This window comes from Mycobacterium palustre (assembly GCF_002101785.1).
In the GTDB taxonomy this organism is placed as follows: domain Bacteria; phylum Actinomycetota; class Actinomycetes; order Mycobacteriales; family Mycobacteriaceae; genus Mycobacterium; species Mycobacterium palustre.
Genome location: NZ_LQPJ01000109.1, coordinates 163,465 through 185,584, shown reverse-complemented (window position 1 = coordinate 185,584; position 22,120 = coordinate 163,465). Strand labels below are relative to the sequence as shown.

General features: G+C 63.4%; 19 protein-coding genes. 14 read left to right on the top strand and 5 right to left on the bottom strand.

The genetic code is table 11. The features are described from left to right. The first annotated feature begins 5 nt into the window (after positions 1–5). The 5 genes from AWC19_RS16760 (at position 6) to AWC19_RS16740 (ending at position 5,663) form a co-directional block, all read left to right on the top strand. Positions 6–860 carry a hypothetical protein gene (locus tag AWC19_RS16760; protein ID WP_085079177.1) on the top strand — a complete coding sequence of 285 codons (855 nt, stop codon included), beginning with the start codon at positions 6–8 and terminating at the stop codon, positions 858–860. 11 nt (positions 861–871) lie between these two features. After that, positions 872–1,696: a hypothetical protein gene (locus tag AWC19_RS16755; RefSeq protein ID WP_142281254.1), complete on the top strand. Its 825-nt coding sequence runs from the start codon at positions 872–874 to the stop codon at positions 1,694–1,696. A gap of 122 nt (positions 1,697–1,818) precedes the next feature. After that, complete coding sequence (locus AWC19_RS16750; protein ID WP_085079175.1) at positions 1,819–3,390, top strand: phytoene desaturase family protein; 1,572 nt, start codon at positions 1,819–1,821, stop codon at positions 3,388–3,390. 40 nt (positions 3,391–3,430) lie between these two features. Further along, a complete protein-coding gene (locus tag AWC19_RS16745) occupies positions 3,431–4,201 on the top strand; it encodes a hypothetical protein (protein ID WP_085079174.1) in 771 nt (256 codons plus the stop codon). Between the two features lie 7 nt (positions 4,202–4,208). After that, positions 4,209–5,663 carry a protoporphyrinogen/coproporphyrinogen oxidase gene (locus tag AWC19_RS16740; protein ID WP_085079173.1) on the top strand — a complete coding sequence of 485 codons (1,455 nt, stop codon included), beginning with the start codon at positions 4,209–4,211 and terminating at the stop codon, positions 5,661–5,663. On the opposite strand, the gene AWC19_RS16735 is transcribed toward AWC19_RS16740, so the two are convergent. Continuing rightward, positions 5,590–6,678, bottom strand: a complete 1,089-nt coding sequence (locus tag AWC19_RS16735; RefSeq protein ID WP_245849052.1) for a cytochrome P450 — start codon at positions 6,676–6,678, stop codon at positions 5,590–5,592. The genes AWC19_RS16740 and AWC19_RS16735 overlap by 74 nt on opposite strands. 529 nt (positions 6,679–7,207) lie before the next feature. Between AWC19_RS16735 and AWC19_RS16730 the strand changes: the two genes are divergently transcribed. From AWC19_RS16730 to AWC19_RS16720, 3 genes are read left to right on the top strand one after another with little or no spacing between them, the layout of a single operon-like run. Beyond that, entirely contained in the window at positions 7,208–8,782 is a 1,575-nt protein-coding gene (locus AWC19_RS16730) for an AMP-binding protein (protein ID WP_085079171.1), read from the top strand. After that, positions 8,783–9,946 (top strand): acyl-CoA dehydrogenase family protein, encoded by a 1,164-nt coding sequence (locus AWC19_RS16725; protein WP_085079170.1) that lies wholly within the window; start codon positions 8,783–8,785, stop codon positions 9,944–9,946. Continuing rightward, positions 9,943–11,082: an acyl-CoA dehydrogenase family protein gene (locus AWC19_RS16720; protein ID WP_085079169.1), complete on the top strand. Its 1,140-nt coding sequence runs from the start codon at positions 9,943–9,945 to the stop codon at positions 11,080–11,082. The genes AWC19_RS16725 and AWC19_RS16720 overlap by 4 nt, the downstream gene beginning before the upstream one ends. 10 nt (positions 11,083–11,092) lie before the next feature. On the opposite strand, the gene AWC19_RS16715 is transcribed toward AWC19_RS16720, so the two are convergent. Then, positions 11,093–11,842 (bottom strand): hypothetical protein, encoded by a 750-nt coding sequence (locus tag AWC19_RS16715; RefSeq protein WP_142281253.1) that lies wholly within the window; start codon positions 11,840–11,842, stop codon positions 11,093–11,095. Positions 11,843–12,009: 167 nt separating this feature from the next. Here AWC19_RS16715 and AWC19_RS16710 point away from each other — a divergent pair, with 167 nt between their 5' ends. Both AWC19_RS16710 and AWC19_RS16705 read left to right on the top strand, forming a co-directional pair. Continuing rightward, positions 12,010–13,197: an LLM class flavin-dependent oxidoreductase gene (locus tag AWC19_RS16710; RefSeq protein WP_142281252.1), complete on the top strand. Its 1,188-nt coding sequence runs from the start codon at positions 12,010–12,012 to the stop codon at positions 13,195–13,197. Next, positions 13,190–14,383, top strand: a complete 1,194-nt coding sequence (locus AWC19_RS16705) for an LLM class flavin-dependent oxidoreductase (protein WP_158090900.1) — start codon at positions 13,190–13,192, stop codon at positions 14,381–14,383. Before AWC19_RS16710 ends, AWC19_RS16705 begins: the two co-directional genes overlap by 8 nt. A gap of 172 nt (positions 14,384–14,555) precedes the next feature. Here the strand turns inward: AWC19_RS16705 and AWC19_RS16700 are convergent, their stop codons facing one another. The 3 genes from AWC19_RS16700 to AWC19_RS16690 all read right to left on the bottom strand — a co-directional run bounded on the left by AWC19_RS16700 (position 14,556) and on the right by AWC19_RS16690 (position 18,668). Next, positions 14,556–15,620 (bottom strand): hypothetical protein, encoded by a 1,065-nt coding sequence (locus tag AWC19_RS16700; protein WP_085079165.1) that lies wholly within the window; start codon positions 15,618–15,620, stop codon positions 14,556–14,558. A gap of 1 nt (position 15,621) precedes the next feature. After that, a complete protein-coding gene (locus AWC19_RS16695) occupies positions 15,622–17,256 on the bottom strand; it encodes a PEP-utilizing enzyme (protein WP_142281251.1) in 1,635 nt (544 codons plus the stop codon). A 98-nt stretch (positions 17,257–17,354) separates the two neighbouring features. Next, positions 17,355–18,668, bottom strand: coding sequence for a protoporphyrinogen/coproporphyrinogen oxidase (locus tag AWC19_RS16690; RefSeq protein WP_085079163.1), 1,314 nt, complete (start codon positions 18,666–18,668; stop codon positions 17,355–17,357). Between the two features lie 233 nt (positions 18,669–18,901). Between AWC19_RS16690 and AWC19_RS16685 the strand changes: the two genes are divergently transcribed. The 4 genes from AWC19_RS16685 (at position 18,902) to AWC19_RS16670 (ending at position 21,953) form a co-directional block, all read left to right on the top strand. Then, complete coding sequence (locus AWC19_RS16685; protein WP_085079162.1) at positions 18,902–19,507, top strand: TetR/AcrR family transcriptional regulator; 606 nt, start codon at positions 18,902–18,904, stop codon at positions 19,505–19,507. Between the two features lie 98 nt (positions 19,508–19,605). After that, positions 19,606–20,376, top strand: coding sequence for a hypothetical protein (locus AWC19_RS16680; RefSeq protein ID WP_142281250.1), 771 nt, complete (start codon positions 19,606–19,608; stop codon positions 20,374–20,376). Next, complete coding sequence (locus tag AWC19_RS16675) at positions 20,373–21,092, top strand: hypothetical protein (RefSeq protein ID WP_085079160.1); 720 nt, start codon at positions 20,373–20,375, stop codon at positions 21,090–21,092. The genes AWC19_RS16680 and AWC19_RS16675 overlap by 4 nt, the downstream gene beginning before the upstream one ends. A gap of 117 nt (positions 21,093–21,209) precedes the next feature. Beyond that, a complete protein-coding gene (locus AWC19_RS16670) occupies positions 21,210–21,953 on the top strand; it encodes a hypothetical protein (RefSeq protein WP_142281249.1) in 744 nt (247 codons plus the stop codon). Positions 21,954–22,120 lie beyond the last annotated feature (167 nt).

Sequence of the window (22,120 nt, the reverse complement as noted above, 5' to 3'; positions counted from 1 at the left end):
CCGCTATGACCACGGCAACCCTCGCGTGGGACCAACCCCCCTGGGACATAAGGACACCCGCCGCCCCGCAGACGATCATCACGGTCGTGCTTGCGGTAGCGGTGGCGGGCTTCCTCGTCGCCGCGTTGGTCGCCTGGCATCGCACCAAGCGGCCCACCTTCCTCTTCCTGTTGGCGGGCGGCTACGTCTGCTCATTCAATGAACCGCTGATCGATTTCCTTTGCCACTGCTTCTTTCCCGCCGATGGCTGGGTTGGTCACACCGTGTTCCACCGATCCATCCCGGTCTGGGTGATCCTGGCTTATGTGGTCTTCTATGGCGGCCTTACCTATGTGCTGTCGGCGGCCTTCAACGGCGGGGTCACCCGTCGCACCCTGTGGATCAGCATCGGAATCTGGGGCGTCCTCAACCTGGCGATGGAAATCCCACTGTTGCAGTCAAACCTTTATCTGTATTACGGGGATCAGCCGTTCATGGTGGGCGGGTTCCCCCTCAGCCAGCTGGTGTTCAACGCATTCGGGTCGCTGCTGGGCGCGGTGGTGATCACCCGCCTCGCGTGGTTCTTCACCGGGCCGCGGCAGCTGCTGTTGCTCCTCGTCCCCTTCGTGACATTCATGTCGTCCTGGACGGTGGGCATGCCGCTTTTCCTGGTGCTCGGCACCGACGCGCCCCACGGTCTGCGCATGCTGGCCGCGACCGTGAGCACGGCGCTCGGCCTGCTCGGGATCGACACGCTGATCCGGCTGGGCACCGGGCAATTCCGGCTCCTGCCGCCCGGTGTGGCGGCAGCGGATGCGCCAGACGTCCATCGACAGCCGACGGCGACCGCAGCGTCGTCGGCGCGTGGTTCAGCAAGATAGGAGTTCTGGCCGTGACAACCTCAATACTTGCGATCGCGCAGCCTCCGTGGGACATGACCACGCCGACCACCGCGCAAACAGTGATCACTGCCATCCTCGCGGTGGTGGCGGCGGGCTTCGTTATTGCGGCGCTGATCTTCTGGAAGCGCTCGGGATCGGCCGCCTTCCTCCTTGTTCTGCTCGGCGGCTATGTCTGCTCGTTCAACGAGGCGACTGTCGACGTCCTCGGCCACTGCTTCTTCCCAATCGACTGCCTGCACGGCTACAGCGCCTTCGGCAGACCCATTCCGGTGTGGGTGATCCTCGCCTACGTCGTCTTCTTCGGCGGGCTGTCCTACGCGATGGCCTTGGCCTTCCAACGCGGCGTGAGCCGCCGGGCGATGTGGGGCGGCATCGCCATCTTCGGCGTGCTCAACGTCTTGCTGGAGATACCGATGCTCGGCGCCAAGCTATACGTCTACTACGGCAACCAACCCTTCACAGTCGGAGGCTTCCCACTGAGTTGGCTGGTGATCAACAGCCTGGGAGCGCTGTTCGGCGCCGTGGTGATCGTCCGTCTTTCATGGTTCTTCACCGGCGCGCGGCAATTGCTATTGGTGCTCGTGCCGTTCGCGACCTACATGGCGTCCTGGGTGCTGGCAATGCCCTACTTCGCGATCACGAACACCGACCAGCCCAGCGGGGTGCTGATGGCGGCGGCCGCGCTGAGCATGGTGCTCGGTCTGATCGCGATCGACGGTCTCATCCGAATAGGAACCGGCCAGTGGCGCCTGGTGCCCCCGCAAGCCTCCGGTGCAACAACCGAGGATCGACCGCGCGCGTATTCGCCTTCCTGAATGATGAACGATCGTTATGCGTTAGCTACGGAAAGCGAGCAACTACCAGGTCAAACACCAATGACATACGCATCTCTCCTGATGCCTTTATTGCCCCACAAGACTGACCTAGGATCGCAATTATGGAAACGTTCGATTACATCGTGATAGGTGCGGGGCACAACGGTCTGTGTGCGGCGGCGACGCTCGCCGAGCAAGGCCGCTCCGTGTGTGTCGTCGAGCGCCTGCCCGTGCTCGGCGGTCTTTCGGCGAGCTATCCGTACTTGCAGGACGCCCCGGAGCACAAGCTGAGCATCGGCGCGATGGATGACCTTTTCATGGCGCAGACGCCTCTCGCCCGCGAGATGCGGCTGGCCGACTTCGGTTATGACACAGTCCCGCTCGCGCATCCATACGGCTGGATGAACGAGGACGGAGACACACTGCTGCTGTGGGGCGACTTCGCCCGCACCCTTGAAGACATCAGGTACTTCTCCCCGAAGGACGCGCGTACCTACGAGGAGCTGCGGGGTCCGATTGACTGGATCATGGACCTCATCGACATCCTCACGGTCCAGGACCCCTCCGCGTGGGGCAAGCTTGATTTCGCCAAATATCTGTTGCGGCACCGGCCGGACCGGGCCACGCGGCGCTTCATCGGCAGCATGCTGTCGCTCAACGTCTTCGAACTCATCTCGGAAACCTTCGAGTCCGACGCCATGCGCGGCCTGTGGGCCTACTGGTCGTCGATGGTGGGCCCGGCCGACGCCGTCGGCTCGGGCGTGTACTTCCTGGGCTTTGCCGGAGTGCACCGACACCTCGGCGTTCAGCGACCCCGCGGCGGCATGACGAACCTCGTCGAGGCGTTCAAGGGCAAGTTGGAGAGCCACGGCGGCGTCGTGCGACTGGGCAACGGAGTCAAGCAAATCCTGGTCGACGCGGGACGCGCCAGCGGGGTTCTCCTCGACGACGGCACCGAACTGCGCGCCCGCCGCGGAATCGTCTCGAACGCGGCGGCACAAGTCACCCTGGGCAAGCTTGTCCCGCAGGAGCTGCTGAGTCGCGAAGAGCGCAACAAGGTTTCGCTCATCCCGGCGAACTCCGTCAATGCCGCGGCCTTCAAGATCGACGTCGCCACCGCGGGCCGCATCGGTTACCCCAAAGCCGAAGCGGCCCGGGCCAAGCGTGATGGGGAGGATATCCGCACCACCACCTTCATGACCGGGACCCTCGAGGATCACATCGAGCAGATGTACGCGATGAAGCGTGGGGTCAACGTCGACACTCCCCCGGTCTACATGGCGATTCTGTCGGCGCCGGACCGATCGATCGCATCCGCTGAAGGCGACGTGCTCTACCTGCACTCGAACGTGCCGGCATATCCGAGCAACGGGTGGGACGTCAACAAAGACGGCTACACCGAACAGATCTGGAAGTCGGGTCTTCGTTTCCTCGGTGGTCTGGAGACCGAAATCGGGCGGGTCGTGTCAACCCCGCAGGATCTGGAGAAACGCTTCGCCGCCCCGGCCGGCGCGTACTTCCACGTCGACATGCTGCTGACCCGATTGGGTAAGAACCGCCCGGCGCATGGCCTCGGCGGTTATAGCACCCCTATCAAGGGCCTCTACCAGACCGGTGCCGGCACACACCCCACCGGCGGGGTGGTCGGATGGCCGGGACGCCTGGCCGCCCAGCACGCACTTCGTAACGAGTAGAAGCGACAAGGCAATTCGACCCAAACGAGGAGGATGACCGATGGCCAAGATGAACGTGACGGCGCAGCGGCTGTGCGTCTGGTGCGGTCCGGTCATGATCGCCATCTGGGCGACTGCGTTCACATTCCTTTGCCATTTCATTCCTCCGCCAAGCCCCGCCAAATCACGTGCGGCCCTTGTGGCTCAGTTCAGCGAGCACACCAATATCATCCGGCTCGGCCTGGTGATCAGCCTGTTCTCTTGTGCGCTGCTGGTGCCGTTCTGCGCGGTCATCGCCGCCCAGATGCGCCGCATGGAGGGCGTGCGTTCTGTGCTTGCCGAGTCGCAGCTGGTCTCCGGCGGGCTGTTATGCGTCGAGTTTTTGGTGCCGTTCGCGATCTGGCAGACCGCGCTGTATCGACTCCACGAATGGAGTCCCGAAATCGTCCAAATGCTCAATGACATGGCGTGGCTGATGTTCCTCGGGATCATCTCGTCGGCCTGCATTCAGGTCGCGTCACTCGGCGTCGCGATTCTGCTCGACAAAGGCGCTAAGCCGGTCTTTCCGCGTTGGGCCGGTTACTTCAACATCTGGGTCTCGATGATCTGGGTGCCGGCGGCGATCATCCCCTTCTTCAAGACGGGCCCGCTGGCGTGGAACGGGATATTCGCCTGGTGGGTCCCGCTCTGCGTCTACTTCTGCTGGTTCGTCGTGATGGTCGTGCTTCTACTGCGCGCCATCGGAGAAGACGAGCGTGCGCAGGAGCAGTCCGGCATCAACGACTGGCTGACCGGCACCCAATCGGAACTCGCTAGCCACAACCTGGGCTGACCGCGACGTGACTAGGGAACCCCGGGGAACCGTCGCGGTCGTCGGCGCCGGGCTGGCGGGGCTGACCGCTGCGTATCGACTGCAGCAGCGCGGGTTTGACGTCACCGTATTCGAAGCGCGGGAGCGGGTCGGGGGGCGTGTCTGGACCGTCCGCAAGGGCGACTACATCATGGACCTGGGTGCCGCGTTTTACCTTGGCACCTACCGTGAATCAATCGATTTGATCCACGAACTCGGCCTCGGTCCCCTGTTCACCGAGGTTCCGGTATGGGGCGTGATGCCCAGGCAGGGCGACAAACACCTGCTCGACTACGGCAAGCTGCTACGCACCGGTGTGACCACCCGTGCGTTATCGACGCGCAGCAAGCTAAAGGCCCTGAAGTTGTTGCGCCCCATGCTCAAGGCCAGGGGCAGCCTTGGTTACCACTCCTACGACCAGGTCGCGGAGTTGGATACCGAGACAGTGCGCGAATATTTCCGCCGCGGGCTCAATGATGAGTTGCTGCAGTGGGCCGGCAGGCCGCTGGTGAGCAGCACCTGGGTGGCCGATGACGGCGATACCTCGATTGCGCTGCTGCTCTGGACGATACGCAACATGCTCGTCAGCACGATGTACAACCTTCGCCCCGGAGTGAGCGCGCTGCCCGAAGAACTCGCCTGGCGACTCCGTGTCCGGCTCCAGCATTCGGTCGACCATGTCGCGAACACCGGGGCGGCGGTGGAGGTCACGTTCACCCCGGCGAGCGGCGGCCGGCAAGCAACGGAGTCGTTCGACGCGTGCGTCATCGCCACACAGGCGCAATATGCGCTGGCGATGTACCCACAGATGGACGACAACCACCGAGCGTTGTACGAGACGACTCGATACCGGCGACTCGGCAGCATCTGTCTCGGGTTATCGCAACGGCCAAACGATCCCGCGACCTACTACATGGTGTCGCCGCACGAAGACCCGAACACGATCGCGGTGATCGCCGACCACGCCAAGGCGCCCGGGCGGGCCCCGGAGGGCAAGGGCCTGCTGACGGTCCTGCTGTCGCACGAATACCTAGAACGCACACTGTCTCTCACCGATGAAGAGGTCCTGGAATACGCGATAGATCGCGCCCGCTGCTACTACGGAGATGTCGTCGACACCGTCGAGGAACACGCCGTCGCACGCTGGCCCGAATCGGTGCCGGTCATGGATAAGGGACGGTTCGCCCGGATCGCCCATTTCCAGAAGCGCCTCGATTGGACATCACGCGTGCAGTTCGCATCAGACTTAGACCGCATCTCCGGCCTCAACGGGGCATTGGTCAGCGGCCAAGAGGCCGCAAACCGCATCATGAATGCCGTGCTAGCGCCCCGGCCTCACCCGATCTTGGTCGGCGGGCGACGTGAACCGATCAGCCAAGTTGCAAATGCAGCTCGCGGAAGTGAAGCGTCCCGCAAGGCCACCCGACCGCGGGCTCGTGCATGACGGAGTACGACGGAATCCGCCGGTTCCATTCCTCGACGATGAGGCGCAGTTCCAGACGAGCCAGGTGGGAACCCAGGCAGCGGTGCGGACCTCGGCCGAACGCGAAGTGATTGTTTCGTCTTTGATGAATGACGTCGGCATCGGGATACCGGTCGGGGTCGCGGTTCGCGGTTCCGAACCCAAGCCAGCACGTTGACCCGGCGGGAATCGTCACACCTGCGACGTTGACCTCGGCGGTGGTGACGCGGGGCGCGTAAGGGATCGGCGGGTTGATTCGCAAGACCTCTTCGATGAAGTGGGCTACCGCTTCTTCGCTTTCGATCACCCTGGCCCGCAGCGCCGCGCTGCGGGCCAGCTCGTACAGCGCGAATCCCGTTGCGGCGGTGACCGTATCGAGCCCGGCGACGAGGAACAAAAAGCAAAGCCCGATGATTTCTTCGTCGGTGAGTGCGCCATCGCTCGAGTCGGCGAGCAATTGGCTCAACAAATCATCGCCGTCGCTGTCGCGACGATCTGCAAGGTGTTCCGTCAGATATCTCACCAGTTCGCCGCTGCGTGCCAGCGTTTCCGGTGATGCCGCGGAACCTTTGGCGGCGGAGAAATCTAAAACGGCGTCCTTCCAGCCGATGAGAAGGTCCCGGTCGTCGATCGGCAGGCCGAAAAGCGTCAAGAAGACCTGGGAGGGAAACGGGACGGCGAGTGCGCTCATGACCTCGCAGCTGTCGCCGGAGGCCTTGATCTGATCGATCAGCTCGCCAACCTGCTGGCGCAGCTCGGGTGCGCGCTCGGCCATGCGGCGCGGGCCGAAGAACTTGTCCAGAACTCTCCGGAAGCGGGTGTGCTCTGGCGGGTCGACGGCGATCGGCACCATGGGGTAAGGGCTTCCGACCAGATCGAACGCGCCCTGAGAAGAAAATAGTCCCGGGTTTGTGGCCGCTTGCTCGACGACATCGGCGGCGCTGAGGAAGTACACGCCGGCGTCGGACACGGCGATTTTGCCCGGCGCCAGCAACATGTGCCAGGCCGCATCGCGGTCGTGAGCGAACGGCAGAGTCTCTAGCGCCGGCAGCGCGGGGCAAACTTCCTGCATGATCGCTCCTAGAACCGTGGGCCGGTTTAATCAGGGTTAAATTGTAAGCACGAATGGTGGTTTAGCGGCGCTGTACCAAACACGTATACAATAGCAACTGAGGTGACCTACAACACATCCGCCCGCGACCCCGCCGAACGCGTTCCGGATCTGCCGCTGTCGCCATCTCGGTAGGCCCGACCACGCGCGCCCGAAAACGCCAGATGCCATGACACCGTTGACAGACTAATTTTATAAACGTACTGTCTCAAAATAGTCGCGGACGCGTGTGAGTCGGGGCGGTCGGCACGGACGAAGAGTCGGTTCTTAGGCGACCAAACCGCTCAAATCGGGTCGAGAAACGCGTAAATGAACGTCAGCGTACCCCTCAAAATGGAAAACATGCACGAGCAACTGAGTCGAGCCTGCACCATCGCTGCCCTACCGGTGACTGGTCCATCGTTGGGAGGCCGAAATGATTCGTGACGCCATCGGCAACATCTTGCGCGCACGCGCCTCGAGTACCCCCGATCGCGTCTGTTGCGCTATGGACGAAAAAGTATTCACCTACGCCGAGATGGATCGGCGGTCGGACGCGCTGGCGGCCGGGCTATCCCAACTCGGCGTTGGCCGCGGCCAGCAGATCGCCACGCTTGCCCCCAATCGCTTCGAGTTACTCGAACTCTTCTACGGAGCAGCCAAGACGGGAGCGGCTCAAGTGCCGTTGAACGCCTACCTGAAGGGCGAATTTCTGCTGCATCAGCTGCGCCAGTCCCGTTCGAGCATCCTGGTCACCGACGCCGCCGGCCGCGATGCGGTGGCTCCGCTGAGGAGCCAGCTGCCCGACCTCCGGGCAGTCATCATGCTCGATGAGCCCGAAGGCGACGAGATTCCGTACGCGAGTTTGTTCGATCACGGCGACGTCGCGCCGCCGGTGGAGCTGACCGCCGCTGACACCATGTCGATCCTCTACACGTCCGGCACCACCGGGTTACCGAAAGGGTGTGTCGCCAGCCACGGCTACTACTGTCGAAGCGGAGAAGTCATCGGTGCCGCACTGGAAGTCACCGAGGGCGACGTCCTGTTTGCGGGCCTGCCCCTGTTCCATGCCGGTGCACGGCTGGTCACGGTGACGCTGCCGCTGGTGTACGGCATACCGGCCTACCTGCAAGGGACATTCAGTGCCCGCACCTACTTTCCGCGCGCCAAGGAAGTCGGCGCAACGCTGATGATCGCCGTCGGCGCGATGGGCGCGGCGATTCTGGCAACCGAGCCGTCGCCGGCCGACCGCGACCACAAAGTCTCCCGCATCATGTGTGCGCCGCTTTCGCGCGACATGCAGGCAGCCTTCCGCGACCGCTTCGGTGTGGACCCATGGGTCGACATCTTCGGCCAAACCGAATGCATGCCAACCACATTGACGCCACTCTCATCGGACCGGCGCGACCCTGACGGCTGCGGGATCGCGGCGCCCGACCTTGAGGTCTCGCTCCTCGACGACGAAGGCAATGTGCTGCACGGCGAGGCGATTGGCGAAATTTGCCTGCGCCCGCAGGCTCCGCACGCGATGTTCGAAGGTTACTTCAACGACCCCACCGCGACGCTCGAAGCGTTCCGCGGTCTGTGGTATCACTCCGGGGACTACGGTCGGCGCCTGCCCAGTGGGGCTTTCGCGTTCGTCGACCGCAAGAAAGACAGCCTCCGCCGCCGTGGGGAGAACATCTCCAGCTTCGAACTCGAACAAGCGATCGACGCGCACCCCCTCATCGTCGAGTCGGCGGCAATTGCCGTGCCATCCGATCTGGGTGAGGACGACATCAAGGCCTGCATCGTCGTCAGCGGGTCAGTCGAGCCCGCGGAGCTGTTCGACTTCTTCAAGAACCACCTGCCGTACTTCGCGATCCCACGCTATGTCGACTTCCTCGACGCACTCCCCCGTAACGGTGTCGGCCGAGTGCTGAAACACAAATTGCGCGAGGCCGGAAACAGCGCCGAGACATGGGACTTCGAATCGATGGGACTGACCGTGGCCAAGCAGGAGCGCCGATAAGTGGACTTTACCCTGACACCGAAGCAGCAAGACCTACAGGCTCGCGCCGAAAAGCTCGGCCGGTCTTTCGCCGAGCACGCCCGCGAATGGGACGAGTCGGACGAGGCGCCCTACCGCGAGATCTTCGACCGTGTTGGCGCGGAAGGCCTTCTCGGCGTCGCGATGCCCACCGAGTACGGCGGTCAGGGCGGCGGCGCGGTGGAGTACCTGATAGTGGTGGAGGCGCTGTTTCGGTATGCGCAGTCCTGGCTGCCGCCGGAACCGGTGTTCTGCACCAGCGGTCCGGGGCCATCGATGTTCCTGCTGGGCAGCGACGCCGTGCGTGAAAAGTATCTGCACGACATCGTCGCCGGCCGTCGGGCATGCAACATCGCGCTCACCGAACCGGATGCCGGTTCCGCTTTGACACATCTGAGCACCACGGCGGTCCGCGATGGTGACGACTTCATCCTCAACGGCACCAAGAGTTTTCTGACAGGTTCGAACGTCAACGATCTCAACGCCACTTTCGTGCGCTTCGACGACGTGCCGGGCGCCAAAGGGATCGGCGCCATCGTCGTGGAAAGCACAATGCCCGGTGTGGAGGTCCAACGCGGGCCCGTCTATATTGGCGATCGCGGCATCCATCACGGCAACATGGTCTTGCGCGATGTCCGGGTGCCCGCCGAGAACGTCATCGTCGGCCCCGGCCAGTTCGCCCGGTTGATGACCGCATTCAACCTCGAGCGCCTACACAATTGCGGATTTTGGCTGGGCTTCAGTCAGGCGGCGTATGACGAGGCCGCCAAGTACACCCAACAGCGCGAGGCGTTCGGCAAGCAGATCATCGACTTTCAGGCCGTGTATCACTCGCTTGCCGACATGTGGGTGCAGATCGAGGCGCTGCGACTGCTCGCCTACCGTGCGGCGTCCTCCGCGATCGAAGGCCGCTTCCCCAAACTTGCGGAGGTGACTCAGGCCAAGCTGTTCGGCGCCACGGTCGGTCCGCAGATCACCCTGAAAGCCATGGAACTGCACGGGGGCTACGGCGTGACCACCGATTACCCCATTCAGCGCATCCATCGCGACTGCGTCACCAACGTGGTAGCCGGCGGCGCGCCGGCCGTGTTGCGCAACGGCGTGGCCGCGGGCCTGTTTCCCGACAGAAGGTTTCCGCAAGCGTGAGTCTCACGGTAGAACAACAGGATTTTCAGCAGGCGGTTCGCGACTTCTGCGCGCGCGAGTGCGGCACGCGTGAACAGCGTGAGGCGTTGCTCGATCCCGACGAGGAAGACCAGTCCTCGATCCTCTACAAGAAGCTCGCCGAGCTCGGCTGGCTGGGCGTGGCGATCCCCGAGGAATACGGCGGCTCCGGTGGGACCTATGTGGAGCAGACGATCCTGTTCGAGGAGCTATGGCGGGGACTGGCGCCCGTCAAGGCGCTCGGTCCGACGACGACCGTCGCGGGATGCTACAAGCGATTCGGGTCGGAAGAGCAAAAGCGTGAGGCGCTGTCCGCGATCGCAGCCGGTGAGGTCATGTCGATCTCTATCTCCGAGCCCGGTGCGGGATCGGATGTCGCGGCCATCGCCTGCCGGGCGGATGCGGTAGGCGACGGTTACGTTCTCAACGGCCAAAAGACATGGTGCTCCTATGCGCACCGGGCGGGGCGGATTTTGTTGGTGGCACGAACGAGCCGCGACGAGAAACCGCACGCGGGTCTGACCGTCTTCGAAGTGCCGCGCAACGCGCAAGGTATTGAAACACGCCGTATCTCGACGCTGGGTGGCCGTGAGGTCAACGACGTTTTCTTTAGCGACTGCTTCGTGCCCGCCGAGAACGTAGTCGGCGAGATCGGGCGCGGCTTCCCGCAGATCATGGCCGGCCTCGACGGCGAGCGGCTGCTGGGCGCGGCGGTCGGTCTCGGCATTGGTCAGCGCGCCCTCGACGACGTGATCACATACGTCAAGGAGCGCAAGCAGTTCGGCAAGGCGATCGGTACGTTCCAGGCGCTGCGCCATCGCATCGCCGACCTCGCGACCGAGCTTGAATGCGCACGCCTACTCACCTATGAGGTTGCCCAGCGCCTCGAACGGGGCGCCGACCCAGTCACGACGCGCATGACGTCGATGGCCAAGATCAAGACTTCCGAAGTAGCCAAGCGCATCGCGCTGGAGGGCATGCAGATGATGGGCGGCTACGGTTACGCGACCGAATACGACATGGAAAGCCACGTGCGCCATTCACTCGTGCTGCCAATCTATGCCGGCACCAACGAGATCCAGCGCGAGATCATCAGCGGATCGCTCGGCCTCCGCTAGCCGCGAACGATTACGCATAGCCGGGTGGCATGGCACCGGCGGTCCGGCGCAGGTTGCGAAATCCGTAGACGGTGATGATCACCATCCAGGTGAAGAAGCTCGCTAACGGGACATAGAGAGCCAGCGCCCCGGTCCAGGCGATCGGACCGTTATGGAAAAAACACATAAAGCCCGCCGGCAGATACGAAATAGCGTTCCATATGCTGAAATATCCCACCCAACGCGGAAAGACAGGCTCGTCGCCGGAATCGAGCAGCACCGCCAGCCCGACCGACAGTACCCAGATGGTGAATGGGAAGTACGGCCAAACGATCAGAAAGTATGCAATGTCGTTGAGCACGCGGACGATATCTGGGGGCACGTCACCGGGTCGGAATGCCGGGATGGCCCAGAACATACACATGAAGACGATGATCGTCGTGGAGATGGCGGCGCAAGCGATCTGCACGTAACACAGCGTCTGCGATCGGGCACCCAGTCGGCGCGTCTGGACGGCGACCGCAATCCCCCATGGAGCCAACATCGACAGGCTGATCATGGAGATCATCGCGCCCCAGCGAATGCGCGTCGCGTGCGCAGCGTACATCGAGGCGACCTGCACGGCCGTCTCGTCCGGCGCGATGAACGGCGGAACGAAATGCCCAATCGGGATAGCGCCGACAGCGAAGCCGATCAGCGTCAACGGCCCGGCAAGCATGCACAGCCGCTGCGCTATGTCCTCGACATGGCGTTCCGGACGGACAGTGGTCGTTAAAGTCATCGCCGTTACCTCTGGTGTCGAATGCCTCGATCTCTAAAGGCAGATAACTATTTTCAGACGTATGTGGCGACGGTAACATACGAGATCATGTGTGAACATACGTTTACTGATCCAGCGCTGCATCCAGCTCTCCCGCCAGGCGGGCAGACGGAAGAAAGCCGGTAGCCGTGCCAACACTCGAGACAAGCATCCCCGTAACAGTCGATCGGCATCGCCCTCCTGCGGCGTTCGGTCAGACGGCGCAGGCGATCGCCGCCAGCGGCGTCGTCGACTACTTCCAAGTGTGGGATCAATTGACCTCTTGGTACCCGCAGGGGCTGTGGACGCCAGAGAACACGCCTTTGGCGGCGGTCATGCCCGATTGCGACAGCTTTCCCGATATTTGGACGATGGCCGGTTACGCCTCGGCGTGGGCGCCGAACCTGGGAATCGTGCTGTCGACCGACTCGATCCGGCGTGGACCGGCCGAATTGGCCCAGTCGATGCTCACCCTGGCCGACCTCACCGGCGGCCGCACGATCGTGCAAATCGGCGCCGGAGAAATAAAGCAAACCAAGCCATTTGGCTGGAATCGGGCGCACGGCATCAATCGGCTCGAAGACTTCTACCGCATCTTCGACAGGCTGATGACAACCGATGGCCCGATTACGTTCGAAGGTCACCACACCACGCTGACCGACGCGTGGATCGGGACCGCCAAGGCCAACCGGCCTCAGCTGTGGGGTCTGGGCGGCGGACCCCGCATCATCGATCTGGCGACCAGCTACGGCGACGGCTTCTGCACGATGTGCCCATTCGTATGGAGCTCGCCGGCGAAGTTTGCCGAGGAACGCGAAGCGATGCGGACACAGTTGGCACGCAAGGGCCGTGACCCCGACGCCTTCAGATTTGGCGTCTGGGCGACGATGCTGCTGCACGAGGATCCCGACGTGGTCGACCGTGCGCTGGATAACAAACTGACCCGCTGGCTCACCGCCGTCGCCGGCCGTATCAACCAATCCGACTGGGACGCAGAGGGCATCGAACCACCCATGCCAAGGGACTGGCACTACGCGATGAAAATGCTGCCACTATCGATGAGCACGACCGAAGTCGAGGAGTGGGCAGGCCGCGCCACCCGCGAAATGGCCGAAAAGTCCTACTTCTACGGGTCACCCGCCGAAGCCGTCGCGCAATTCCGGCCGTTCATCGATGCCGGGGTCGACTTCGTCGGTATCCTGGACATGGCTTCGTTCGTGCTGCAACCCGACGAACTCCCCGCCGCACTCGGCCGCAGCATCGCCGTGAGCAGCCACCTCAAGGGTCTCGTTGCCGACGACGAGAATGCCCCTAAACGGGTGGGCGCGGATGTCTAGCGGCGTCCACGTCAACCTTCCGATCGTCTACAGCCGCCACCTGCCGATCGCCACCGCGATCGACACCGCACGCGCAATTCAGGCCAGCGGCGTCATCGACTCACTCACGGTGTGGGATCAGATGACGTTTTTCGCTCCGCCCGCGTTGTGGCGGCCGGACAACTCACCACTGGCAGCGCTCATGCCCGATATCGACTCTTTCCCCGACCCGTACGTTGTGCTGGCTCATATCGCAACCGCAGTGCCCGGCTTCGGCCTGGTCACCACAAGCGATGCGGTACGACGCGGGCCCGCGGAGTTCACCCAGACATTGATGACACTGGCCGACGTGAGCGGCGCGGCCACTATGGTTCAGATGGGCGCCGGCGAGCTAAAGCAATGTAAGCCCTTTGGCCACAAGCGTTCTCAAGGAGCCAAGCGCCTGGAGGACACCTTCCGGATCTTCCGCAAGTTCATGAACGACACCGCACCCATTAATCACGAGGGCCACCACTGGAACCTTCAGCAGGCGTGGCTGGGAGGCGCGCGACCGGCCGTACCGCCGCAGCTGTGGGCACTTGGCGGCGGTCCTCGGCTCATCGACGCGGCAATACGCTACGGCGACGGGTTCTGCACCGCGGCGCCATTCGTATGGACCAACCCCGAGCAGGCCGCCGAGCAGATCGCGGGCATGAAGCGGACCCTTGCGCGACTCGGGCGCGATCCCGAAGCGTTCGGCTTCGGCCTGTGGTGGATCTGCCTCATTAACGAGGACCCGACGGCTATCGAGATCGCCATGAAAAACGACTACATTCGCTGGATCTCGGCCACCATGGGCAGATTTCACTCGGCCGCCTGGCGCGCCGAAGGCGTCGAACCTCCGAAGGGTGATTCGTGGCACTATGCCACCGATATGCTGCCACTGACGTACTCGGAGCCCGCGATAAACGACGTTCTTGCTCGCGCGACTCCCGAGATTGTTCGCAAATCCTGGCACCACGGCACTGTGCAAGAAATGTCCGATGCCATCGCGCCGTATGTCGAGGCAGGCGTCAACTTCGTCCAGATCGTCGATTTCTTCCCGCTGACCAGGCCCGCACACGAGACGCCCGAAGGGCTACGACGCGCCTTCGAACTCGCAGCCCTGATCAAGGGGGCGAACTCGAGTCCGGGTGGGTCCGAGGTGGGTCTACGCCAGCCCTCGTGATCCCGAAAGGGCAGAGGATTGCTTCATGAAATCCGGTTTATGGTCGGCGAACGTCGGCCCGTGAGCGGCACCGGAACGGATGCGGCAGCGGGTAGACCACGAGGAAGATCATGTTCACCGCGCCGATGATCGACAGCTCACCCGCGCACCAGATGTGCCGCGCCGGTGATTCTTACGCGGAACGGGTCGACCTCGCCCGCGCGCTGCGCTGCTTCATCAGCCGCTGATAATCGTCGAACCACATTTCCTGGGTGGCCGAGTAGCAGACACGGCCGCGTTCGTCGTGCCAGCGATAGACGCTGTCGCGGAACGTGGCATTCGGCCATGTCGGGATGACGCCGACGGAGAGCGCCTCACCGCTGAACCGGTGGGTCCGGCCCGATTCGTCTTCGATCTGCAATTCCTGCCTGGTGGGCATGTGGTTGAACGGGTGGTAGGCCAAAACGTTGCGGGTTACTCGCGTGATGCTGCGAGCAGCGGGGTCACCGGCTGTGTAAACCCACCCGAAGATGGGCTTGCGGTAGTCGTCGGGCAGGTCATACAGGCCCTTCCAAGCCGGTTCACTGTCGGGCGCCTCGAATCCGATGTGGTTGAGCATCAAGTCATCACCGAAACGCATCGGGGTGAGACAAATCGGCGGCACCCTGACGGCACCGCGACGCTCGACGCGAATCTGGTTCCAGGACCGGTCCCGCAAGTCATAACAATCGACGGCGTGCCGGACGCCCCGGACGGTGATCTGACCGATGTAACGCATCATCTGCTCGATCCCACCTTGGGACCGGTCCACGTCGTGGTGCTGCTCCTCCCCGGGCATGATGTACGGCCGGGCAATCAGCGGTGTCACCGCGGTCGCAGTGACGTCGAGATGGGTCAGGTCGTCGCTTTGGCCATAGCGGATTCGGATCACCCGACCCGGGTCGACAATGTCGAAGCGCAATCCGTTGGCCGTGGAGACCGAGCGGTCTCCGATGGTCGGCCACGGCATCGAGATCTCGTAGTCACACCACACCGAGTCGAGCGGGTCAACGGCGTCGAAGTCATCGAATACGACCACGCCCCCGTGGCAGAGGCGAAACTCGGGGTGGCACCGCAAGTAGATGTAGGCCCCCAGGCGAGCTTCCGGGACGGTCAACCCGAAGTAGTTGGTGTGGATGCGATGCGGTTCCCAGTGCTGGCCTTCCGGCGGAGTGAAATAGTAGAGATCGATCTCTGGCGGATGAGCGCCCAGCGGCATGTCAGCTCCTCGTCGATTCTGTTAGCGATTCCACCTCACCGGTGCGCAGTATCGTCACGACTCCAGTGGCGCCATCGACACGGATACGGTCGCCGTCGCGGACGAGCTTGGTAGCCCTGCGGGTGTTGATCACCGCGGGCACCCCCATTTCGCGCGCAACGATGGCTCCGTGGCTCAGTGGCCCCCCGACGTCGATAACGATGGCCGCGGCGAGTTGGAAGAACACCACCCAGCTCGGGTCGGTGGTTTCGCAGACGAGGACGTCACCCGGCTCGAAACCTTCAGCGTTGGCCGGGTCGGTGATGACACGGGCCGTGCCTTCCACGACCCCTGGATAGACCGCGATGCCAGAAAGTGCGGTGCAGTCGTCGTCGACCGGCGCCGGTTTCGGAGGTCCCGTCCACCGCTCCGGCAGCCGCAACCGCTGATACCTTCTGTGCAACGTCCGCCGTTCGGCAACAAGCTCAGCGGCCTTCCCCGGAATTTCCCCAGTGCTGAGTTCGTCCCAGGTCAGAAAGAAGACGTCATCAGGGTCGTCGATGCGGCCTGCCTGGTACAGCTGATGTCCAAGGCCGCGTGCAGCCGCCCGACCGGCATCGATCGCCTGCAGGAATGCGACCTTGCCGACTTCCCGCAATGGCAGGAAGGTCGATGCGGCACGCAACGCGCCGATGGCCGGTGCTCTGCGCAGTATGGGTAACGCGCCCAGCAACCGTCGCTCGGCGCTGCGGCGCGCGGTCAGGCGCTCGTCCGCCCGCGCGAGTGGTGCCTCGCTTTCGGGCATGCGCGCATAAGCAAGCGAAAGTTCATGCACCGGAGTCGCATCCTCGCGCCATGGGCGGCTCGACAACTCGCCCTCGGCGGGCCCGTGGTACCCGTGTCGTTTTAAGAACGCGGCCATCGTGATCGACCCTCGTGACACCTTCCACAGATCGTCCGCGATCAGCGATTCTTCCAGGCCTCCGTACCCTGACATCAGCTGCAGCTCCAGCCCGGGCATGTCCGCCCGAACCGCCAGGCGAGCCAGCTGGTCGTAGCAGGCCTGGGCGACCAGCGAGCAGAACAAGTGAATCCGCAGTGATCGCCGCAGCTGTTCGCGTGCAGCCGCCATCCGCTCAACCGGCGGACCTACCGGATTCGTCACCGCCTGCCGCCACCAGGCGTCCATCTCCGATCGCCGTGTCCTGAGCCGCCGAGGTAGGGTGGCGACCGCTACCGGCATTCGCGTAACCACCACCGGATAACGTCGTCTTGACTTGCCCCGCAGGACACCTGGATCAGCACTGCCGAAGATCTGGATTTCGAAACTCTCTCCCGACGAACCTGGGATGAGATCGCAGAGCGACGCAATGAGGCTGAGGTTGGCCGCGTACCGGCCATAAAACAGAGCCGTCAGACGGTCATCGACGCACGCCGGCGGGGGTAGGTCACGGCGTGGCAGCACGCCGGCGTCAACGAAAGCTCCGCGCAGGCCGATCTCCGCCGGTTCTCGCCAGAATGTCCATCCGAGCGGGGTGAGGACGCCGGGGAGCACTTCGGCCATGTTGACAGTGGTCCACCGCGTCGACACGCCGCTGTGCTCATGTAGAACGTCCACAACGGACATCAGCGTTCCCGGACGATCGTCATCCACCACGACGACAAGCCGTTCCGGGCGAGCCGACCACTCTTGAAGAGGGACCCCTGGCCGCGCGCGCGACGCATCGGCCGTTCGGAAAACGCTACGCCCATCACTCAGCTGGCCTCAAGAATGCGCCGAGCCGCGTGCTCGCCCCAACGTGCGGCAGACTCCATGGAACCCGCCCCGAACAGGTCGCCGGCAATCTGCACCGGGCCCCGGGCAGGCAGCGACTCACGCAGCGCACTGTTGCGGCGCCAAAAGCCCGGCTCCGCCAGGTATCCCGCGTACGGCCAGCGCGTCACCACCGACAGGTCCCGGTTCCCGGCGAGTTCCGGACAAAGCCCTTCGACGATACCGGCGGCCCACTCTTCCAGTTGTGCGTCGGTGTACTCGAGGAATCTATCGGTGACAGCCGTGTCGGTGTAGATCGTGACGAGGCTGTGTCCGCGCGGGGCTCGATCGGGGGACTTGTTGTGCTGCAGAAAGATCAACAGAGCCTCGCGGTGCTCGACGGTCGGAACCAGGACCGTGTAGGCCCGGCTTTTGGTGGGAACCCGGTAGCCGAGCGAGACACTGATCAGCTTGACGTTGCGCAGCTTGTCGCCGAACGCCGGCGATGCTGACATCAACGACGGCCACATGTCGACGGCGCGATGATACATCGCGGCGATGACACACGATTGTGCGTTGACCTCATGGGTGCCGTTGTCGTCGTTGTAAGCGACAGTTACTCCCGATTCGCTTTCGTCGACGCGGGTTACCGTCGCGCCGTAGCGCACGTCCAGCCGCGATGCCAGCTCGTCCGTGACGACCGCCAACCCGCCGCGCAGACTCCGCAGACCGCCGGACCAGGCGCCCAATGCACCGAGCACGTTGACGCTCGACGCCTCCCGGGCGCCGGTGCCAACCGTCAATCGCATCATGGGATCGACGAGATACTCGGTGATTTCACGGCCGAAGTGCCGCACGGCGAAGTCGTACGCCGATACCTTCGGATCGTCCAGTTCCGCCGATCCGCCCATGTCGTAGGAGTCAACCTTTTTGATCGCCTTGCGCAGTCGAATGAATCCGGCCGCCAAGCGCAGTTTGGCCCCCAAGGACAACGCGCGCGTAAACGGTAGCTTCCGCAAATCGGCCGGATCGAGATCGATCAGGCGTCCGCCCCGGACCAGACCGATCACCGCGCTGGTGTCCACCAGCCGGTCACCGAGTCCGAGGTCCTCCACCAACTTCAGATAGCTTGCGTAGCCGGCGGTGAGGGCGTCCGGCCCGGTGTCGACGATGTAACCCTCACGGTGCTCGGTCTTTACGCGGCCGCCACACCCGTTCGCGGCTTCGAGCACCACGACTGTGGCACCCCCCTGCTGCAAGCGGTAGGCGGCAGCCAGCCCTGACAGCCCGGCGCCGACAACGACGACCGACGTCACGACCGACCGGCCCCGCGGTCGGCTCGATCCCCTGCTGGTTTCATCGCACCACTCCGCCCGTCAATGGAGGTCGTGTAAACGATCGTTACCGCGAATCAAAATACCACAGCTGTTGTGCCCGAGACGCCGGGCCGCCGCGCGCACAAAGCCGACGGGTCACATGCGGCGAGCCGGTCGTCCCCAAAAGCGCCCGTGGCGCGGATGCCGGTTTGTGCGCCTTATGCTGACTCGTCATGAGCGCGTTGCGGGAGCGAAAGAAGGCGGCACTACGTGCCACTATCGTGCGCTCAGCCGTCGAGCTGTTCGTGCAGCGCGGTTACGATTCGGTCGGGATGGAGGAGATCGCCCACGCATCGATGTGCTCGCGCAGCACGCTGAACCGATATTTCGGAACCAAAGAAGACGTGCTGTTCCCGGCGGTCCCCGAAGTTGTCGAAGGGTTACGGCGTGCGCTGGACAGCGCGGCGAAAAAGGGTGATCGATGGACGATCGCGCGTGAGGCGCTCACTACGCAACTGGGGCAATTCTTCGAGAATTTTGAGCCAGACCTGCGTGCGACGATCATGCGGCTTTGGTTTACCGAACCTTCGCCGCGCCGGCGCTACCTTGAAATCGCCTATGAATGGGAAGAAATACTGAAGCCATTCTTCTCCGCCGGTTTGCCCAATAACCCCGAGACCCACCTGCGCACCCAGGTGCTCGCCTCAGCGATGGTCTCCGCATTGCGCGCGGTGCTGCATGCCGCGATCGAATCGGGCGACGACATATCCACGTTGGCCGATACGGCGTTCGGCATGCTCGAGGACGGCTTGCCGACGGCGCTGCGACCCGTGCATTGATCAATCCCTTGCCCCGCAATCGGGTTGAGCGGAAAGCCAAGACATTCCATAATTTGACGCATCTGTCCTATTGACGCGCCGTGTCAGGATTTCGTACGGTGGCCGCAACGACGAGGGAGTCAGCGATGAACGCTCGCAGTCAGCGCATCTGCGCCTGGGCCGGGCCGGCGTGTGCCGTCACCTGGATGGTCGGCTTCTTCTTTCTCGCGGGGTTCATTCCGCCACCCTCGCCGAGCATGGACGCCCACCAGATCGCCGCGATGTTCGCCGAGCACGGCGGGCGGATCCGGGCCGGGCTGATCATCGTTGGATTCGGCGGTGCCATCTACTGCCCGTGGGCCGCCGCGATCAGCGTGCAGCTCAAGCGCATTGAAGGCCGATTCTCACCCATGACCTACACCCAGCTCGGTATGGGTTCCGTGTTTGTGCTCATTTTCATCGTGCCGGTCATGATGTGGCAGGCTGCCGCATTCCGCCCGATGGAGAACATCGAGATCACTCACCGCTTCAACGACATGGCGTGGATGCTTTTCATCGGACCGGTCTGCACCATTTTCGTCCAGGGCATCGCCATCACCATCGCCATCCTCAGCGACAAGTCCGAGCGACCCGTGTTGCCACGCTGGCTCGGCTGGTTCAACCTATGGGCGCAGATCATCTACTTGCCCGGCGTGCTGATTCCGTACTTCAAAAGCGGACCGCTGGCGTGGAACGGCCTGCTGGCGTTCTGGATTCCGGTTGTTGTGTTCGCCGTGTGGCTGTGCCTTATCACCGCGATGCTGTTGCGAGCGATCAACGAGCAAGAACGTGCACTCACCAACCAGACGGCCGCCGCACCGGCCCCGACAAGCGCCGGTGCGCCGACATGACCGCACGTGCGCAACGGATTCTCCTGTGGTGGGGGCTGATCTTCACGGCAATCTACGGACTGGTGTGGTGGCTGCTGCTGCACATGATGCCGCCACCCACCGCGAGGTGGTCCGCCGATGCGATTGCCCGGTTTTACGTCCACAACGGCACCGAAATCAAGATCGGTGCCACCATTTGCAGCTGGACCAGCGGATTCATGGTGCCCATCGCGGTGGTGGTCGCGGTCCAAATCGCCCGACACGAGAAGGGCACACCGGTATGGGCGGCTGTCGCGTTCGCCGGCGGCACGCTGATGTCGATCCCACTGATGCTTCCCCCAATTTTTTGGGGCGTCGCGGCATTCACCCCGACCCGGGCGCCCGAGATCACCGCGACCGTGCACGAACTTGCGATGCTGACCTTCGTCACGACCGACCAGTACTACATCTTCATGTGGGTCGCGATCGCCTTCGTCGCGCTGATGCCCAATGCCGTTGTGCATACCCCGTTCCCGCGATGGTTCGGGTACTACACCGCGTGGACGGCCCTGATGTTCGAGGCCGGCGCGATCGCGTTTCTCACCCGCTCGGGTCCGTTTGCCTGGAACGGGTTGTTGGCGTTCTGGTCGCCGGTGGTCACCTTCTTCGCATGGATCGCCGTGATGGCGGTCCTGGTGTTCAGGGCGATCGGGGCCCAGGAACGAGAATGGCCCGCGGAGGTCGCGCTGCACGGGTGACGCGGCGCGGCCGCAGGCTCTGCGTTCACGCGACTGGCTCAAACGTCTTCTTCTGCACACCGTACTGCGTTATCGTGAACGTACGTTCATACGCACCGCGCTTGCCGAGGAGATGTCGTGACACCAATCCAAGCCAAACTTCGTTTGTTCGGTGTCTGGTGCGGCCCCGGATACTTGGTGCTGCTCTTTGTCGGCTGGGGTGCCTTTGCCGGCTTTCTGCCACCAGTTGCGCCGTCGCGCAACGCCGATGAGGTCGCGCGGATCTTCCAGGACAACACCAACGGCATTCGCATCGGCATGGTGCTCGTGATGTGGGCGGCCGGTGTGTTCATCTTCTTCGCAGCCGCGATCGGGCAATTTTTGTCCAAGATCGAAGGCGGCGCGGGCGTACTCACCTACGGCGCGGTCATAGGCGGCTGCGGAAACATGGTGCTGTCGTTTTATCCGGCCATCTGGTGGCTGGTGGCCGCCTACCGCCCGGAGCGGGCGGCTCAATTAACCTACATCTTCAACGATATGGCGTGGCTACAGTTCATCGGCGGTGTCTCCATGTTCGCGGCGCTGCCCGTCGCGATCGCCATTGGCGCGTTCATCGACAAGAGCCCCGATCCGGTATTCCCGTCCTGGGCAGGTTATTTCAACTTGATGGTGGTCATGCTGATCCTGCCCGACCAGCTGTTGTTCTTCTTCCACTCGGGACCGTGGTCGTGGAACGGGCTCTTCGGACTGTGGATTCCGGTAGTGCTGTTCGGCGCATGGTTCCTGGTGACCTTCTTCTTGATGCGCGCCGCCGTGCGGCGGGCCATGCGCAATCCCAGTTCAGCCCACGAAAGCCTCGACGCCATCCCGACCAGCAGGTAGTCGGTCCGCGAAAACGCTCGGAGCATGCCCTGCATCTCCTCGGACGGCTGCCAAACGGATGCCTTGGCCTACTGGACTGGGCGTGCTGTCCCGCCGAGGGATGGGAACGCTCCGCCCTGCGCAGTCGTCGCTGGTGCCCGGGCCGCGCACGCCCCGAGCCGCCACGG

Coding starts and splice junctions, on each gene's coding strand:
- AWC19_RS16760 (WP_085079177.1), top strand. CDS start 6: ATGACCACGGCAACCCTCGCGTGGGACCAACCCCCCTGGGACATAAGG.
- AWC19_RS16750 (WP_085079175.1), top strand. CDS start 1,819: ATGGAAACGTTCGATTACATCGTGATAGGTGCGGGGCACAACGGTCTG.
- AWC19_RS16745 (WP_085079174.1), top strand. CDS start 3,431: ATGGCCAAGATGAACGTGACGGCGCAGCGGCTGTGCGTCTGGTGCGGT.
- AWC19_RS16735 (WP_245849052.1), bottom strand. CDS start 6,678: ATGTTGCTGGCGCCGGGCAAAATCGCCGTGTCCGACGCCGGCGTGTAC.
- AWC19_RS16730 (WP_085079171.1), top strand. CDS start 7,208: ATGATTCGTGACGCCATCGGCAACATCTTGCGCGCACGCGCCTCGAGT.
- AWC19_RS16715 (WP_142281253.1), bottom strand. CDS start 11,842: ATGACTTTAACGACCACTGTCCGTCCGGAACGCCATGTCGAGGACATA.
- AWC19_RS16705 (WP_158090900.1), top strand. CDS start 13,190: ATGTCTAGCGGCGTCCACGTCAACCTTCCGATCGTCTACAGCCGCCAC.
- AWC19_RS16700 (WP_085079165.1), bottom strand. CDS start 15,620: ATGCCGCTGGGCGCTCATCCGCCAGAGATCGATCTCTACTATTTCACT.
- AWC19_RS16685 (WP_085079162.1), top strand. CDS start 18,902: ATGAGCGCGTTGCGGGAGCGAAAGAAGGCGGCACTACGTGCCACTATC.
- AWC19_RS16675 (WP_085079160.1), top strand. CDS start 20,373: ATGACCGCACGTGCGCAACGGATTCTCCTGTGGTGGGGGCTGATCTTC.